18 protein-coding genes are annotated in these 15,609 nt (G+C 68.6%); 7 read left to right on the forward strand and 11 right to left on the reverse strand.

Annotation, left to right across the window (positions count from 1 at the left end; all coding sequences use genetic code 11):
• Nucleotides 1-2 precede the first annotated feature (2 nt).
• From AC1Q9M_RS06850 to gpmA, 3 genes are all read right to left on the reverse strand, one after another.
• Nucleotides 3-755, reverse strand: coding sequence for a HesA/MoeB/ThiF family protein (locus AC1Q9M_RS06850; RefSeq protein WP_444688415.1), 753 nt, complete (start codon nucleotides 753-755; stop codon nucleotides 3-5).
• Between the two features lie 37 nt (nucleotides 756-792).
• Nucleotides 793-2,274, reverse strand: a complete 1,482-nt coding sequence (locus AC1Q9M_RS06855; protein WP_382161201.1) for a S41 family peptidase — start codon at nucleotides 2,272-2,274, stop codon at nucleotides 793-795.
• 152 nt (nucleotides 2,275-2,426) lie between these two features.
• Nucleotides 2,427-3,170, reverse strand: a complete 744-nt coding sequence (gene gpmA, locus AC1Q9M_RS06860; RefSeq protein ID WP_492433018.1) for a 2,3-diphosphoglycerate-dependent phosphoglycerate mutase — start codon at nucleotides 3,168-3,170, stop codon at nucleotides 2,427-2,429.
• A gap of 152 nt (nucleotides 3,171-3,322) precedes the next feature.
• Between gpmA and AC1Q9M_RS06865 the strand changes: the two genes are divergently transcribed.
• From AC1Q9M_RS06865 to AC1Q9M_RS06880, 4 genes are all read left to right on the forward strand, one after another.
• Nucleotides 3,323-3,733 (forward strand): rhodanese-like domain-containing protein, encoded by a 411-nt coding sequence (locus AC1Q9M_RS06865; protein ID WP_382161198.1) that lies wholly within the window; start codon nucleotides 3,323-3,325, stop codon nucleotides 3,731-3,733.
• Between the two features lie 42 nt (nucleotides 3,734-3,775).
• Nucleotides 3,776-4,033, forward strand: coding sequence for a glutaredoxin 3 (gene grxC, locus AC1Q9M_RS06870; protein WP_492433021.1), 258 nt, complete (start codon nucleotides 3,776-3,778; stop codon nucleotides 4,031-4,033).
• A gap of 110 nt (nucleotides 4,034-4,143) precedes the next feature.
• Nucleotides 4,144-4,602: a protein-export chaperone SecB gene (secB, locus tag AC1Q9M_RS06875; protein WP_291114995.1), complete on the forward strand. Its 459-nt coding sequence runs from the start codon at nucleotides 4,144-4,146 to the stop codon at nucleotides 4,600-4,602.
• Nucleotides 4,603-4,621: 19 nt separating this feature from the next.
• A complete protein-coding gene (locus AC1Q9M_RS06880; RefSeq protein WP_382161195.1) occupies nucleotides 4,622-5,638 on the forward strand; it encodes an NAD(P)H-dependent glycerol-3-phosphate dehydrogenase in 1,017 nt (338 codons plus the stop codon).
• Here AC1Q9M_RS06880 and AC1Q9M_RS06885 read toward each other — a convergent pair.
• The 3 genes from AC1Q9M_RS06885 to panB are packed head-to-tail and all read right to left on the reverse strand — an operon-like array spanning nucleotide 5,635 to nucleotide 7,658.
• Nucleotides 5,635-5,886: a DUF1272 domain-containing protein gene (locus tag AC1Q9M_RS06885; protein WP_382323404.1), complete on the reverse strand. Its 252-nt coding sequence runs from the start codon at nucleotides 5,884-5,886 to the stop codon at nucleotides 5,635-5,637. The genes AC1Q9M_RS06880 and AC1Q9M_RS06885 overlap by 4 nt on opposite strands.
• 17 nt (nucleotides 5,887-5,903) lie before the next feature.
• Entirely contained in the window at nucleotides 5,904-6,755 is an 852-nt protein-coding gene (gene panC, locus AC1Q9M_RS06890; RefSeq protein WP_382323405.1) for a pantoate--beta-alanine ligase, read from the reverse strand.
• A 15-nt stretch (nucleotides 6,756-6,770) separates the two neighbouring features.
• Entirely contained in the window at nucleotides 6,771-7,658 is an 888-nt protein-coding gene (panB, locus tag AC1Q9M_RS06895; RefSeq protein WP_382161190.1) for a 3-methyl-2-oxobutanoate hydroxymethyltransferase, read from the reverse strand.
• A 72-nt stretch (nucleotides 7,659-7,730) separates the two neighbouring features.
• On the opposite strand from panB, the gene nadC reads away from it, so the two are divergent.
• Together nadC and nadA are read left to right on the forward strand one after the other, a co-directional pair.
• Entirely contained in the window at nucleotides 7,731-8,594 is an 864-nt protein-coding gene (nadC, locus tag AC1Q9M_RS06900) for a carboxylating nicotinate-nucleotide diphosphorylase (RefSeq protein ID WP_444688413.1), read from the forward strand.
• A 30-nt stretch (nucleotides 8,595-8,624) separates the two neighbouring features.
• Nucleotides 8,625-9,734, forward strand: a complete 1,110-nt coding sequence (gene nadA / locus AC1Q9M_RS06905) for a quinolinate synthase NadA (RefSeq protein WP_382323408.1) — start codon at nucleotides 8,625-8,627, stop codon at nucleotides 9,732-9,734.
• Nucleotides 9,735-9,741: 7 nt separating this feature from the next.
• Here nadA and nadB read toward each other — a convergent pair whose 3' ends face one another.
• From nadB to AC1Q9M_RS06925, 4 genes are all read right to left on the reverse strand, one after another.
• Complete coding sequence (nadB, locus tag AC1Q9M_RS06910) at nucleotides 9,742-11,340, reverse strand: L-aspartate oxidase (RefSeq protein WP_492433025.1); 1,599 nt, start codon at nucleotides 11,338-11,340, stop codon at nucleotides 9,742-9,744.
• A gap of 106 nt (nucleotides 11,341-11,446) precedes the next feature.
• Nucleotides 11,447-12,295 carry a segregation and condensation protein A gene (locus AC1Q9M_RS06915; protein ID WP_382161177.1) on the reverse strand — a complete coding sequence of 283 codons (849 nt, stop codon included), beginning with the start codon at nucleotides 12,293-12,295 and terminating at the stop codon, nucleotides 11,447-11,449.
• A gap of 12 nt (nucleotides 12,296-12,307) precedes the next feature.
• Nucleotides 12,308-12,520 carry a DUF3460 family protein gene (locus AC1Q9M_RS06920; protein ID WP_297398212.1) on the reverse strand — a complete coding sequence of 71 codons (213 nt, stop codon included), beginning with the start codon at nucleotides 12,518-12,520 and terminating at the stop codon, nucleotides 12,308-12,310.
• A gap of 59 nt (nucleotides 12,521-12,579) precedes the next feature.
• On the reverse strand, nucleotides 12,580-14,223 hold the full coding sequence (locus AC1Q9M_RS06925) for a SulP family inorganic anion transporter (RefSeq protein WP_492433028.1): 1,644 nt from the start codon (nucleotides 14,221-14,223) through the stop codon (nucleotides 12,580-12,582).
• 98 nt (nucleotides 14,224-14,321) lie between these two features.
• On the opposite strand from AC1Q9M_RS06925, the gene bamE reads away from it, so the two are divergent.
• A complete protein-coding gene (bamE, locus tag AC1Q9M_RS06930) occupies nucleotides 14,322-14,849 on the forward strand; it encodes an outer membrane protein assembly factor BamE domain-containing protein (protein ID WP_444688409.1) in 528 nt (175 codons plus the stop codon).
• A gap of 9 nt (nucleotides 14,850-14,858) precedes the next feature.
• Here the strand turns inward: bamE and AC1Q9M_RS06935 are convergent, their stop codons facing one another.
• A complete protein-coding gene (locus AC1Q9M_RS06935) occupies nucleotides 14,859-15,602 on the reverse strand; it encodes a YoaK family protein (protein ID WP_291115017.1) in 744 nt (247 codons plus the stop codon).
• Nucleotides 15,603-15,609 lie beyond the last annotated feature (7 nt).

Consider the following 15,609-nt stretch of genomic DNA (forward strand, 5'->3'; position numbering starts at 1 on the left):
CTTCAGTGGGCCTGGCCGCAGACCGCGCATTGCGGGTTCTGCGGCAGCGAGATCGGCGTGAAGGCCAGGTCTCGCCCATCGATCATCAGCAGCTTGCCCGTGAGGCGCGAGCCCAGGCCGGTCAGCAGCTTGAGCGCCTCGGCCGCCTGCATGGTGCCCACGATGCCCACCAGTGGCGCGAACACGCCCATGGTGGCGCACAGGGCCTCCTCCACACCGGCGTCCTCGGGGAACACGCAGGCGTAACACGGGTTGCCCGGGGTGCGGGGATCGAACACGCTGAGCTGGCCGTCCATGCGGATCGCCGCGCCCGACACCAGCGGCTTGCGGTGGTTCACGCAGGCGCGGTTGATGGCGTGGCGGGTGGCGAAGTTGTCGGTGCAGTCCAGCACCACGTCGGCCTGCGACACCAGCTGGTCCAGCAGCGCCGCATCGGCCCGCTGGGTGACAGTGGTGACGCGCACGTCCGGGTTGATGGCGGCGATCGCCTCGCGCGCCGATTCGGCCTTGAGGTGGCCCACACGCGCGAGGTTGTGCGCGATCTGCCGCTGAAGGTTGGTCTCGTCCACCGTGTCGTGGTCCACCAGCGTGATGTGACCGACACCGGCACTGCCCAGGTAGAGCGCCACCGGAGAGCCCAGGCCGCCCGCGCCGATCACCAGCGCGTGCGAAGCCAGCAGGGCTTCCTGGCCTTCGACCCCGAGTTCGTTGAGCAGGATGTGGCGCGAATAGCGCAGGAGCTGGGCGTCGTCCAAGGGTCTTGCCGCAGGCGGTCACCGCCCGCGGCATCCATCAGTTTTCTTTTTTCTCTTCGGTGCGCACCGACAGCGTCTTGCTGATCAGCACCGGCTGGCCCTTGAGCTGGTTGAGCGCCTGCGTCAGCTGGAAGTCCTTGTCGGTACCGAACTCGGGCACGAGGCGCTGGTTCGGGTTCTTCTTGGCTTCCTCTTCCAGGCGCTTGCGCGCGGCTTCGCGGGCCTCGTCGCGCTGCTGCTCGGCGGCGCGCTGGGCGTCGGTCATGCCCTGGTCGCCCTTGACGGCCTCGGTGCCGTTGTTCAGGTGCTTCTGCAGATCGGCTTCGCGCGTGCGCAGCGCGGCGAACACGTTGCCCTCGGGCGTTTCATCGACCATCACGTCGGGCACGATGCCCTTGGCCTGGATGGAGTTGCCCGACGGCGTGTAGTAGCGCGCCGTGGTGAGCTTGAGGCCCGTGTCGGGGCCCAGCGGACGCACCGTCTGCACCGAGCCCTTGCCGAAGGTCTGGCTGCCCAGGATGGTGGCGCGCTTGTGGTCCTGCAGGGCGCCGGCCACGATCTCGCTGGCCGAAGCCGAGCCTTCGTTGACCAGCACCACCAGCGGCACGCGCTTGAGCGCACCCTGCGTGTTGTCGGTCAGGCGCTTGATGGGGTCGGTGCCGCCGCGGCGCAGGTAGTGCTGCGGAATGGCCTTGTAGGTGAACTTGCTGTCCTCGAGCTGGCCGTTGGTGGAGACCACGGTCACGTTGTCGGGCAGGAAGGCGGCGGACAGGGCGACGGCCGCGTCGAGCAGGCCGCCCGGGTCGTTGCGCAGGTCAAGCACGATGCCCTTGAGGTTGGGGTCCGCCTTGTAGATGTCTTCCATCTTGCGGGCGAAGTCCTCGATCGTGCGCTCCTGGAACTGCGACACGCGCACCCAGGCGTAGCCGGGTTCGACCACGCGCGACTTCACGCTCTGCGTCTTGATTTCCTCGCGCGTGATCGTCACGGGGAAACTGCGGTTCTCGTCCTTGCGGTAGATGTTGAGCAGCACCTTGGTGCGCGGCTCGCCGCGCATGAGCTTGACGGCGTCGTTGATGCTCAGGCCCTTGACCTGGGTGTCGTCGATCTTGGTGATCAGGTCGCCGGTCTTGAGGCCGGCGCGGAAGGCGGGGGAGTCCTCGATGGGCGAGACCACCTTGACCAGGCCGTCCTCCATCGTGATTTCAATGCCCACGCCGACGAAGCGCCCGCTGGTGCCTTCGCGGAATTCCTTGAACGACTTCTTGTCGAAGTACTGCGAATGCGGGTCCAGACTCGCGACCATGCCCGAAATGGCTTCGGAGATGAGCTTCTTCTCGTCCACCGGTTCCACATAGTCGCTCTTGACCATGCCGAAGACGGCGGCGAGCTGCTGCAGCTCTTCCAGCGGCAGCGGGGCCAGCGCACCGCGCGCAACCGCCTGCAACTGCACCGTGGTCAGCGCGCCGGCGACCACGCCAATGGCCACCCAGCCTGCAATCTTCAGCTTGTGACTCACCTGTTTTGCCATCGAAATACCCCAGTAAAAAAGCCCGTGCAGGGCCTGCGGGACCCTCTCGGGTCAATATACACCTTGGAGCATGGCGAGATGCTTCGGTTCCCGGGGCTCCACAGTGGTATTCCCCGGGTTGTCGTGACGGATCGCCGGTTTCAGGCCTTGCCCTGCGCGGCCACCGCCGCCGCGGCCTTCGCCGCCGCCTCGGCATCGCCCAGGTAGAAATGCCGGATCGGTTTCAGATCCGCGTCGAGTTCGTACACCAGTGGAATGCCGTTCGGGATGTTCACGCCCACGATGTCGTTGTCGGAAATGCCGTCGAGGTACTTCACCAGGGCGCGGATGCTGTTGCCATGCGCCGCCACCACCACCCGTTTGCCGGCCTTGATCGCCGGCGCCATGGCTTCGTTCCAGAAGGGCAAGACACGTGCCACCGTGTCCTTGAGGCACTCGGTGAGCGGGATTTCTTCGGCCTTGAGGCGGTCGTAGCGCCGGTCGCCGCGCTCGCTGCGCGGGTCCGTGGCCTCCAGGGCCGGCGGTGGCGTGTCGTAGCTGCGCCGCCAGACCAGCACCTGCTCGTCGCCGTACTTTTTGGCCATGTCGGCCTTGTTCAGGCCCTGCAATGCACCATAGTGGCGCTCGTTGAGGCGCCAGCTGTGCACCACCGGCAACCAGGTGCGGTCCATCTCGTCCAGCGCGTGCCACAGGGTGCGCGTGGCGCGCTTGAGCACGCTGGTGTAGGCCAGATCGAAGTCGTAACCATCGGCCTTGAGCAGACGGCCGGCGTTCTTGGCCTGCTCCAGGCCGGTGGCGGTGAGGTCCACGTCGGTCCAGCCGGTGAAGCGGTTTTCCAGGTTCCAGGTGGATTCGCCATGGCGAATCAGGACGAGTTTGTACATGGGCAGGGCGTGCGTTGAAGAGCGGAAATGGGGACGGACGGGGGGATCACAAGCCGGGCCAACCGGCCTGTCGGGTGACGTGCCGCCGGGATGTGGCCGGCGCGGCACAGCCAAGCATTCTAAAATCCCGGGCTTACTCGAAAGGTGTATCTGTGAGTTTCTTCATCGAAAACTGGGTTCTGATTGCCGTGGCCATCACGTCGGGGGCCTTCCTGCTCTGGCCGCTGGCCTCTGCCGGCGGTCGCGCGGGGTCCCTCAACACGACCGAGGCCGTGCAGCTCATGAACCGCGACAAGGCGGTGGTGGTGGACGTGCGCGACGCCGACGGTTTTGCGTCGGGCCACGTGATCGGCGCGAAAAACCTGCCTCTGGCCGACCTGGAGGCCAAGCTGCCCACCACGGTCAAGAACAAGGCGCTGCCGCTGATCTTCGTGTGCGCCAATGGCGCGAGCGCGAACAAGGGCGTGGCCATCGCCAAGAAGCTGGGTTACGAGAATGCGCATGCCCTGACCGGTGGCATGGGTGCCTGGCGCACCGCCAACCTGCCCGTGGAAAAAGCCTGATCATCTGGGCTTGTTTTTCATCGGGTTCGACAGGATTTCCGCATGGCCAAGGTCAAGATGTTCACCAGCGCGTACTGCCCGTATTGCAGCCGGGCCCGGGCCCTGCTCGACCGGCGGGGCGTGTCCGACCTGGAAGAGGTGTACGTGGATGGCAGACCCGAACTGCGCGCCCAGATGACCCAGCTCACCGGGCGCACCAGCGTGCCGCAGATCTTCATCGGGGACACCCATGTGGGCGGCTGCGACGACCTGCACGCGCTCGACGGGCGCGGCGGCCTGGTGCCGATGCTGCAGGCCTGAGTCACAAAGCCGCCTTGCCGGGCTGACATAATCCCGGGCAGTGCCCGCCGCAGGGACTTCGATCCCCGGCGGGTTTGTTTTTTCCTCCCCGAATCTTTCGAGACACCACCATGGCAGAAAACCAGGACCCCATCTTCCAGATCCAGCGCGTCTACCTCAAGGAAGCGTCCCTGGAGCAACCCAATTCCCCGGCCATCCTGCTGGAGCAGGAGCAGCCCACGGTGGACATCCAGCTCGGCGTGGAAGCCAGCCCGGTGGCCGATGGCGTGTACGAGGTCTGCGTCACCGCCACGGTGACCACCAAGATCAAGGACAAGACCGTGTTCCTGGTCGAGGCCAAACAAGCCGGCATCTTCGAGATCCGCAACCTGCCGCAGGACCAGATGGGCCCGATCATGGGCATCGCCTGCCCGCAGATCGTCTACCCCTACCTGCGCAGCAACGTGGCCGACATCGTCCAGCGCGGCGGTTTCCCGCCGGTGCACTTGGCCGAGATCAACTTCCAGGCCATGTACGAGCAGCAGCAGGCGCAAGCCGCCGACGACGCACCGCGCATCGTCACGCAGTAAGTCCTCTCGCGGGGGACCCATGAACATCGTCGTGCTCGGAGCGGGCGCCTGGGGCACCGCCCTGGCCGTCGGCGCGGCCGCCCAGGGCGGCGAGTTCCGCCAGGTGACGCTGTGGGCGCGCGATGCGCAGCAGGCCGATGACATGCGCGCGCAGCGCGAGAACCGGCGCTACCTGCCGGGCGTGGCTCTGCCGCCCTCGGTGGGCATCGATGCCGGTCCGCTGGACGCGTCCTCGAAGGCCTTGGCCGAGGCCGATCTGCTGATCATCGGCACGCCCATGTCGGGCCTGCGCGGCATGTTGCAGGTGCTGGCATCGCATCCCGCGCCCGTGGCCTGGCTCTGCAAGGGTTTCGAGGCACCGCGCGAGGGCCACCATGGCCTGCTGGGCCATGAGGTGCGCGCCCAGGTGGCGCCACGGCTCAAGGCCGGGGTGCTCAGCGGCCCGAGCTTCGCGCAGGAAGTGGCGCGGGGCCAACCGACCGCCTTGGTGGCCGCGAGCGAACACGCCAGCGTGCGCGACATGCTGGTGGCCGCGTTCCACAGCCCCACGCTGCGCGTGTACGCCAACGAGGACATCGTGGGCGTGGAGGTGGGTGGCGCGGTGAAGAACCTGCTGGCCATCGCCACCGGCCTGTGCGACGGCCTGGACCTGGGCCTGAACGCGCGCGCCGCGCTGATCACGCGCGGCCTGGCCGAAATGACGCGCCTGGGGTTGGCCCTCGGCGCGCGCGCCGAGACCTTCATGGGCCTGTCGGGCCTGGGTGATCTGGTGCTCACCGCCACCGGCGATCTCTCGCGCAACCGCCGTGTCGGCCAGCTGCTGGCGCAGGGCATGAGCCTTCAGCAGGCGGTGGACTCGCTGGGCCACGTGGCCGAGGGCGTGTACAGCGCCCGCACCGCGGTGCAGCGCGCGCGCCTGCTCGGCGTGGACATGCCGATCAGCGAGGGCGTGGTGGCCTTGATCGAAGGCCGGCTCAAGCCAGCGCAGGCCGTGGCCGCGCTCATGGGGCGCGACCCGAAAGAAGAAGGCCTCTAGGCCGCCGCTGATGCGCAGCCTTCGGGCTTGAGCACGCGCTCGGTCGAGGCCGGATGCCGCGCCAGCGCCGCCGCCGGCCGGCGTGGGCGACGCACCAGTTCACCGCCGCAATTGGGGCAGATGTGGTTCAGCCGGGTGTCGGCGCAGTCGCTGCAGAACGTGCATTCGAAGGTGCAGATGCGCGCCTCGGTGCTTTCGTTGGGCAAGTCCCGGTTGCAGCATTCGCAATTGGGGCGCAGTTGCAGCATGGCGGACCTCCGGGAGCTCAGATTTCGAAGTTGTCGATCAGGCGCGTCTTGCCCAGGCGCGCGGCGCCCAGCACCACCAGCGGGTCGCCGGCCTGCGGCGCCTGCAGGTCGGCGCGGCGGCGCACGGTGAGGTAGTCGGGCTGCCAGCCGCGCGCGGCCAGGGCCTTCATGGCGCGTTCTTCCAGCCCCGGCAGGTGCCGCGCCAGGCCATCGGCGGCGGCCAGGGCGTCGCGCCCCAGCGCCCGCAAGGCCAGCGAGAGCTGCACCGCCTCGGCGCGTTCGGTCTCGCTCAGGTAACCATTGCGCGAACTCAGCGCCAGGCCATCGGCCGCGCGCTGCGTGGGCACGCTCACGATGGTCACCGGCAGGGCGAACTGCTGCGCCATGCGGCGGATCACCATCTGCTGCTGGTAGTCCTTCTGGCCGAAGACCGCGTGGCGCGGGCCCTTGCCCTCGGTCAGCACGCACTGGAACAGCTTCATCACCACGGTGCAGACCCCGGTGAAGAAACCGGGCCGGAAATGGCCTTCGAGGATGTCGGCCAGCTCGGCGGGCGGCTGCACCTTGAAGCCCTGGGGCTCGGGGTACAGCTCCTTTTCCGACGGGGCGAACACCACGTCGCAGCCTTCGGCGGCGAGCTTGTCGCAATCGGCCTGCAGGGTGCGGGGATAGGTGTCGAAGTCCTCGTGCGGCGCGAACTGCAGGCGGTTGACGAAGATGCTGGCGACGGTCACGTCGCCCAGGGGTTTGGCGGCGCGCACCAGATCCAGGTGGCCGTCGTGCAGGTTGCCCATGGTGGGCACGAGGGCAGGCGCGTTGAAGGGCCGCAGCGTGGCGCGCAACTCTTCGATGGTGTGAACGAGTTTCATGGGTGGATCGTTGATTTACCAGGCGTGCAGGCTGTCGTCGGGGAAGCTGCCGTCCTTCACCGCGGCCACGTAGGCGGCCATGGCGTCGCGCACGCTGCTGGCGCCTTCCATGAAGTTGCGCACGAACTTCGGGTTCTTGCCCAGGTTGACACCGAGCATGTCGTGCATCACCAGCACCTGGCCGGCCGTGCCCTTGCCCGCGCCGATGCCGATGGTGTGGCAGTGCGGCAGCTGGCCGGTGATCTCGGCCGACAGCGCGGCCGGCACCATCTCGAGCACCAGCATGGTGGCGCCGGCGTCCTGCAGCTCCAGCGCGTGGCGCTTGAGCGTGAGCGCGGCCGCGTCGCCACGGCCTTGCACGCGGTAGCCGCCCAGGGCGTGCACGGTCTGCGGGGTCAGGCCCAGGTGGGCGCACACGGGAATGCCGCGCTCCACCAGGAACCGCACGGTCTCGGCCGTCCAGCCGCCGCCTTCGAGCTTGATCATGTGGGCGCCCGCATGCACCAGCTGCGCCGCGCTGCGCATGGCCTGTTCCTTGGACTCGTGGTAGCTGCCGAACGGCAGGTCACCGAGCAGCCAGGCCGTGCCCTGCACGCGGCGCAGGCCGCGCGCCACGCTCTCCACGTGGTAGGCCATGGTCTCCAGCGTCACGCCGGCCGTGCTGGCCAGGCCCTGGCACACCATGCCCAGCGAATCACCGACCAGGATGCATTCCACGCCGGCGGCGTCGGCCACGGCGGCGAAGGTCGCGTCGTAGGCGGTGAGCATGGTGATCTTCTCGCCCCGCTCGCGCAGCTCGTTCAACCGGGGCAGGCTCACCGGCTTGCGCTGGGGCAGGGGCGAGGCCGCGGGCAGGGTGCCGTAGGGGGTGGCCATGGGCGTGGGGTTTGTGGGGGTGCTCATCTGGAAATCCCGCAGGGGTTGGGGGTGGGTGAGAATCGGGCACTATAGACCAAACCGCTATGCTTGCGCCCCATGAAACACCTCTCTGAATTCACCCAGGCCGACGTGCAGGAGCTGGCCCGGCGCGACGTGGCGCTGGCGCTGGCCGAAGACGTGGGCGCGGGTGACCTGACCGCCGCGCTGGTGGACGCGCAGCGCCCCGCGCAGGCGCGCATTCTGGCGCGCGAAGCGGCCGTGATCTGCGGCACGCCCTGGGTGGAAGCCGCCGTGCACGCGCTCGACCCCCAGGCCACGCTGACCTGGCACGTGGGCGAAGGCCAGCGCTGCGCCGCCGACCAGACCGTGCTCGCCATCGAAGGCCGCGCGCAGGCGCTGCTCACGGCCGAGCGCACCGCGCTCAACTTCCTGCAGCTGCTCTCGGCCGTGGCCACCAAGACCGCCACCTTCGTCGACACCGTGGCCGGCACGCGCGCGCAGATCGTGGACACGCGCAAGACCCTGCCGGGCCTGCGCCTGGCCCAGAAATACGCGGTGAAGGCCGGCGGCGGCGTGAACCACCGCATCGGCCTGTACGACGCGGTGCTGATCAAGGAAAACCACATTGCCGCGGCCGGCGGCGTGGCCCAGGTGCTGCAGCGCGTGCGCGAGACCGCGCCGGAGGCGCGTTTCGTCGAGATCGAGGTCGAGACCCTGGCCCAGCTCGAAGAGGCCCTGGCCTGCGGCGCCACCATGGTGCTGCTCGACAACATGGACATCCCCACGCTCCACGCGGCGGTGCGGCTCAACGCCGGCCGCGCGATTCTTGAAATCTCCGGTGGCGTGAACCTGGACACCGTGCGGGCCCTTGCAGAAACCGGGGTCGACCGCATCTCTGTCGGCGCCCTCACCAAGGACGTCAAGGCCACCGACTTTTCCATGCGTTTCCAGACGCTCTGAGGCGTCGGAACTCCGAGACACAACGACCCCATGAACACCGCAGACCCTTCCGTCATCGACGTGGAATACGAACAGCCGGCCTGCCCCACGCAGCATGCCTGGGCGCGCGTGCCGGTCGAGCCCGGCCCGAAGCAGCGCGCCGCGCTCAAGGAGCGCATCCGCCAGTTGCTGAAGGAGCGCAACGCGGTCATGGTGTCGCACTACTACGTGCACCCCGACCTGCAGGACCTCGCCATCGAGACCGGCGGCATCGTGAGCGATTCGCTGGAGATGGCGCGCTTCGGCCGCGACCACGCGGCCACCACGCTGGTGGTCTCGGGCGTGCGCTTCATGGGCGAGACCGCCAAGATCCTGAGCCCCGAAAAGACCGTGCTCATGCCCGACCTCGATGCGAACTGCTCGCTTGACCTGGGTTGCCCGATCGACGAGTTCAACGCCTTCTGCGACGCCCACCCCGACCGCACCGTGGTGGTCTACGCCAACACCAGCGCGGCCGTGAAGGCGCGCTCGGACTGGCTGGTCACCTCCAGCTGCGCGCTCGACATCGTGCAGGCGCTCAAGGAGAAGGGCCACAAGATCCTGTGGGCGCCCGACAAGCACCTGGGGGCCTACATCCAGCGCGAGACCGGCGCCGACATGGTGATGTGGACCGGCTCGTGCATCGTGCACGATGAGTTCAAGGCCTTCGAGCTCGAAGCGCTCAAGAAGGAGCACCCCAAAGCCAAGGTGCTGGTGCACCCGGAAAGCCCGGCCGACGTAATCGCGCTGGCCGATGCCGTGGGCTCGACCTCGGCCATCCTGAAGGCCGCGCGCACGCTGGACGCGCCCGAGTTCATCGTCGCGACCGACAACGGCATGATGCACATGCTGCGCCAGCAGAATCCGGGCAAGGTGTTCATCGAGGCGCCCACGGCCGGCAACAGCGCCACCTGCAAGAGCTGCGCGCACTGCCCCTGGATGGCGATGAACGGCCTGGCGGGCGTGGCGCAGATCCTGGAAAAAGGCCTCAACGAGATCCACGTCGACCCGGCGCTGATCCCGCTGGCGCGCCGGCCGATCGACCGCATGCTGGCCTTCACCGGTGCGCAGCGCAACGGTCAGAACCCCGGCGCGCTCATCCCGAACATCGGCGCGGCCTGAACCCGGTTTATCGGCTCGGGGGAACGAGGATCGTCGGTTTTGCCTCGGGCAGCAGCCCGGGGTAGTCGCGGCTGAAGTGCAGGCCGCGGCTCTCGTGCCGCAACAGGGCGGACTTCACGATCAGGTCGGCCACCTGCACCAGGTTGCGCAGCTCCAGCAGGTCGCGCGTGACGTGGAACTGCGAGTAGAACTCCTGGATCTCGCGCTGCAGCAGCGCGATGCGGTGCGCCGCGCGCTCCAGCCGCTTGTTGGTGCGCACGATGCCCACGTAGTCCCACATGAAGCGGCGCAGCTCGTCCCAGTTGTGCGAGATCACCACCTGCTCGTCGGCGTCGGTCACGCGGCTGTCGTCCCACAGCGGCGCGGCCGGCGCGGCGGGTGCCGCCGGGGCGTTGCGGATCGCGTTGACCGCGCCTTGCGCGAACACCATGCACTCCACCAGCGAGTTGCTGGCCAGGCGGTTGGCGCCGTGCAGGCCGGTGCAGGTGGTTTCGCCCACCGCGTACAGGCCGGCGATGTCGGTGTGGCCGGCCAGGTCGGTCACCACGCCGCCGCAGGTGTAGTGCGCGGCCGGCACCACGGGAATCGGCTCGCGCGTGATGTCGATGCCCAGCTCGGCGCAGCGCGCGAGGATGTTGGGGAAGTGCTCGTGCAGGAACTCGGGCGGCTGGTGCGAGATGTCCAGGTGCACGCAGTCCAGCCCGTGCTTCTTCATCTCGAAGTCGATCGCGCGCGCCACCACGTCGCGCGGCGCGAGTTCGGCGCGCGGGTCGTGGTCGGGCATGAAACGGTGGCTGCCCAGGTGGGGCGGCAGCTTGAGGTGGCCGCCCTCGCCGCGCACCGCCTCGGTGATGAGGAAGCTCTTGGCGTGCGGGTGGTACAGGCAGGTCGGGTGGAACTGGATGAATTCCATGTTCCCCACCTGGCAGCCGGCGCGCCAGGCCGCGGCGATGCCGTCACCGGTCGCGGTGTCGGGGTTGGTGGTGTAGAGGTAGACCTTGCCCGCGCCGCCCGTGGCCAGCACGGTATGGGTGGCGCTGAAGGTCAGGACCTCGTCGCGCTCGGTGTCCAGCACGTAGGCGCCGAAGCAGCGCGGCTGGCCATCGGTGCCCGGGTGTTTGCGGTCGGTGATGAGGTCGACCAGCATGTGGTGCTCGAACAGCTGGATCTCGGGCGTGGCGCGCACGCGATCGATCAGCGTGGCCTGCACCGCCGCGCCGGTGGCGTCGGCCGCGTGCACGATGCGGCGGTGGCTGTGGCCGCCCTCGCGGGTCAGGTGCAGCTCGCCGTCTTCCAGCGAGAACGGCACGCCGAGTTCCTGCAGCCAGGCGATGGCGGCCGGGGCGTTCTCCACCGTGAACTGCGTGGCTTCCAGGTCGCACAGGCCGGCGCCGGCCACCAGGGTGTCTTCCACGTGCGAGGCCACGCTGTCGCCCTGGGCCAGCACGGCGGCAATGCCGCCCTGCGCCCAGTTGCTCGAGCCGTCGCTGAGCGCGCGCTTGGTGATCACCGCCACGCGGTGGGTCTTGGCCAGGTGCAGCGCGGCGGTGAGACCGGCCAGGCCGCTGCCGATGATGAGGACGTCGAAGCGGTGTTGGTCGGTCATGGCGGAGAGAGGAGGAAGAGGGACAGGGCCGACGCCGGGCCGCTCCCAAGGCGGCCCAGCCCCCTCGGGGGGCAGCGACCCGCGCAGCGGCGGAGCGTGGGGGTGCTCATGCAGGGGTGTAGGCGAGCCGCACGTAGATGGGGGCGAAGGCCTCGGCCTGGGTCAGCTCGATCAGCGTTTCCTTGGCGAGTTCGAGCATGGCGATGAAGGTGACCACCAGCACCGGCGAGCCTTGCGAGGGATCGAACAGTTCGCCGAACTCGACGAACTTGCGGCCCTGCAGGTGGCGCAGCACGATGCTCATGTGCTCGCGCACCGAGAGCTCCTCGCGGCTGATCTTGTGGTGCTGCACGAGCTTGGCGCGCTTGAGGATGTCGCGCCAGGCGCTTTGCAGGTCGATCGCGTTCACGTCCGGGAAGCGCGGCGCCAGCGCCTGTTCCACATAGACCTGGGCGCGCAGGAAATCGCGGCCGTACTGCGGGCTGTCGGCCAGGCGGTGCGCGGCCAGCTTCATTTGTTCGTACTCGAGCAGGCGGCGCACCAGCTCGGCGCGCGGGTCTTCCGGTTCCTCGCCCTCGGCCGTCTTCTTGGGCGGCAGCAGCATGCGCGACTTGATCTCGATCAGCATGGCCGCCATCAGCAGGTACTCGGCCGCCAGCTCCAGGTTGCTGGCGCGGATCTCATCGACGTAGGTGAGGTACTGGCGGGTCACCGCCGCCATCGGAATGTCGAGGATGTTGAAGTTCTGCTTGCGGATCAGGTAGAGCAGCAGGTCCAGCGGGCCCTCGAAGGCCTCCAGGAAGATCTGCAGCGCGTCCGGCGGGATGTACAGGTCGCGCGGCATGGCGAACAGCGGTTCGCCGTAGAGCCGCGCCAGCGCCACGTGGTCCACCACCGATGGCAGGACATCGTCCAGGCCCTGAGGGGCCTCGTTGAGCGTGTGCGGATCGCTCATTCAGGAGGCCGGTCAGGCGTGGTCGGAACCGGTCTGGTAGACGTAGGGCTGCTGGGGCACGCGGGCGGCCTCGGCCTTGGCCTGGAATTCGCGGTCGATCTGCTTGTCCCAGAGCAGGGCGCGCCCCTGGCGCTGCGACTGCTCCAGCCCCGGCTTGCCGGCCTTGAGCTGTTCGATGAACTGCGTCGTGTCGGATTGGTAGTCGGGGCGGCGGAAGATGGACATGGTGGGCTCGGTGGTGCGCGGGGGGAAAGAGGCCGATTTTACCGGGCCGCCCCGGGGCCTCACTGGAAGGTGTTCAGCCGCCCCGCGAAGCCCGAGCGTTCGATCAGCGAACGCGGCTGGGCGTGCAGGCCCACCATGCCCAGGTGGCCGCCGCGCTTGTGCACCGCCTTGTGCAGCTGTTCCAGCGCGTCCAGCCCGGTGGTGTCGAGCGAGATCATGTGGCTGGCGTCCAGCATCACGTTGATCGGCGTGGGCGAGCGCTCCACGTCCGCGACGATGGGGTCGATCTTGGCCACGGCGCCGAAGAACAGCGAGCCGTAGAGCTTGTAGGTGGCCTGCTGCTCGGTGCGCGCCACCGGCTCGGCGCGGAAGATCTCGCTCTGGCGGCGCACGAACAGCACCACCGCCAGCACCAGGCCGAGCTCGACCGCCACGGTGAGGTCGAAGACGATGGTGACGAAGAAGGTGGACAGCAGCATCAACCGGTAGTGGTTGCTGAACTGCCTCAGGCGCCCGAACTCGCGCCACTCGCCCATGTTCCAGGCCACGAACAGCAGCACACCGGCCAGCACCGCCAGCGGGATGTGGTACGCCAGGGGCGCGGCCACCAGCACCACGGCGGCCAGCGTGAGCGCGTGCACCATGCCGGCCACCGGCGAGGCGGCGCCCGAGCGGATGTTGGTCACGGTGCGCGCGATGGTGCCGGTGGCGGGCATGCCGCCGAAAAACGGCACCACGGCGTTGGCGATGCCTTGCGCCATCAGCTCCTGGTTGGGGTCGTGTTTGGGCGCGTCGCTCAGCTGGTCGGCCACGCGCGCGCACAGCAGCGATTCGATGGCGCCCAGCAGCGCGATGGTCAGCGTGGGCGTGACCAGCAGGCGCACCGTCTCCCACGAGAAGTCGGGCAGCTCGAAGGCCGGCGTGCCGCGCGGGATGCCGCCAAAGCGCGTGCCGATGGTCTCCACCGGCAGGCTCAGGGCCCAGGCCAGCAGCGTGAGCGTGACCAGGGCCACCACCGGGCCGGGCAGGCGCGAGGTGGCCTTGAGCGCGCTCACCCGGTCCAGCTTCTCGATCTGGCGGCGGAACTGGAAGTCCACCGCCCACAGGCGCGGCCAGACGAACAGGCCCAGCACGCACAGGCCGCCGAGCGCGAAGGCGAAGGGGTTGAAGCTGTCGAGGTGCTGCGCCAGGGCCTTCATCTGACCGAAAAAGCTGCCCGGCATCTTCGCGATGTCCAGCCCGAGCAGGTCGCGCACCTGCGACAGCGCGATCAGCACCGCGATGCCGTTGGTGAAGCCGATCACGACACTCACCGGCACGTAGCGCACCAGCGTGCCCAGGCGGAACAGGCCCAGCAGGAACAGCAACACGCCCGCGCTGGCGGTGGCGATCAGCAGGTTGGCCACGCCGTAGCGCTCGACGATGCCGTAGACGATGACGATGAAGGCGCCGGCCGGGCCGCCGATCTGCATCGATGTGCCGCCCAGGGCCGAGATCAGGAAGCCCGCGATGATCGCGGTCCACAGACCGGCCTCGGGCTTGAGGCCGCTGGCGATCGCGAAGGCCATGGCCAGCGGCAGCGCCACGATGCCCACCGTGGCACCCGCACCCACGTCGCGCGCGAGTTTGTCGCGGTTGTAGCCTTGCAGGTCTTTCAGCAGGCGGGGGCGGAACGGCGCCAGGGGCGGCAGGCCTTGGAACATGGGCCGATGTTACCTTTGGCTACGGTTCGTGCCGCCCGCCAAGCTTGAGCCATGGGGTCGGGCATTAGACTGGCCTTTTGATCTGGACAAGGACCGACATGCGAACAGCGGCGATGGGCAAGACGTGGAGTGGCGCGCTGGCGTTGCTGGGCGGGCTCGGCCTGGCGGGCCTGCTCGCGGCCTGCGACCCGCAGAACATCAGCGAGCTGGAAGAGGGCGTGTCCACCGAGGCCGACGTTCGCGAGCGCTTCGGCGCGCCCGAGGCGGTGTGGGAAGGCGAGGACGGCGCGCAGATCTACGAGTACAACCGCCAGCCCGCGGGCCACACCAACTACATGATCACCATCGGCCCGGACGGCAAGATGGCCTCGCTGCGCCAGGTGCTCAACCCGCGCACCTTTGCCCAGGTGCAGCCCGGCATGCCGATGGAGGCGGTGCGCCGCATGCTGGGCAAGCCCATGAAGATCACCACCTACGCGCTCAAGCGCGAGACGCACTACGACTGGCGCTACTTCGAAAGCCCGAACGTGGGCGAGTCCCAGGTCTTCACCGTGGTGTTCGACGCCGACCTCAAGGTGGTGCGCACGATGTCGGTGCGCGACCCGGACCTGGACAAGAACCGCTGAGCGGCGGGGTCAGGCGGCTGCCCGCAGCCGCTGCCAGTCGTCCAGCGCCGGGCGCATCACCAGCAGCAGGAGCATCAGCGCCAGCGGCAGGGTGCTGATGAAACCCAGGTGCTTGAAGCCCAGCGCGCCCGCGAGCCCGCCGAAGAAGAAGCAGGCGATCAGCTGGCCGTGCACGCGCAGCCGGCCGCGGTGGGCCCGCACCGGCGCGGCGCCCGGTTGCCGGTTCACGTAGAGCAGCTTGCCCAGCTCGATGCCCAGGTCGGTCACCAGGCCGGTGACGTGGGTGGTGCGGATGGTCGCGCGCGAGATCTTGGTGATCACCGCGTTCTGCAGACCCATGATGAAACACAGCAGCACCACGGTGAGCGGCAGGAAGACCGGCGTCATGAAACCCATGGCGGCACCGAACAGGCCGAACACCAGCAGCGCGGCGGCCTCCAGCACCAGGGGCAGGCCGTAGGCGCTGCGCAGTTCGCGGCGCAGGCCCCAGTTCACCAGCCAGGCCGTGGTCATGGCCCCGAGCAGGAAGGCCAGCACCGAGCCCAGGCCGGCCAGGGCCAGCGTGAGTTCGCCCAGCACCAGGTGGTCGGCCACCGAGGACACGATGCCCGTCATGTGCGAGGTGTACTGGCCCACGGCCAGCAGGCCGCCCGCGTTGGCCGCTCCGGCCACGAAGGCCAGCACCGAGCCGAGCTTCAGATCGGTCTGCGGCGTGCGCTGCAGACTGGTGAAGCCCCGGATCGGTTTGAACACGGGCGGA

The sequence above is a fragment of the Hydrogenophaga sp. GW823-FHT04C09 genome (assembly GCF_058796355.1).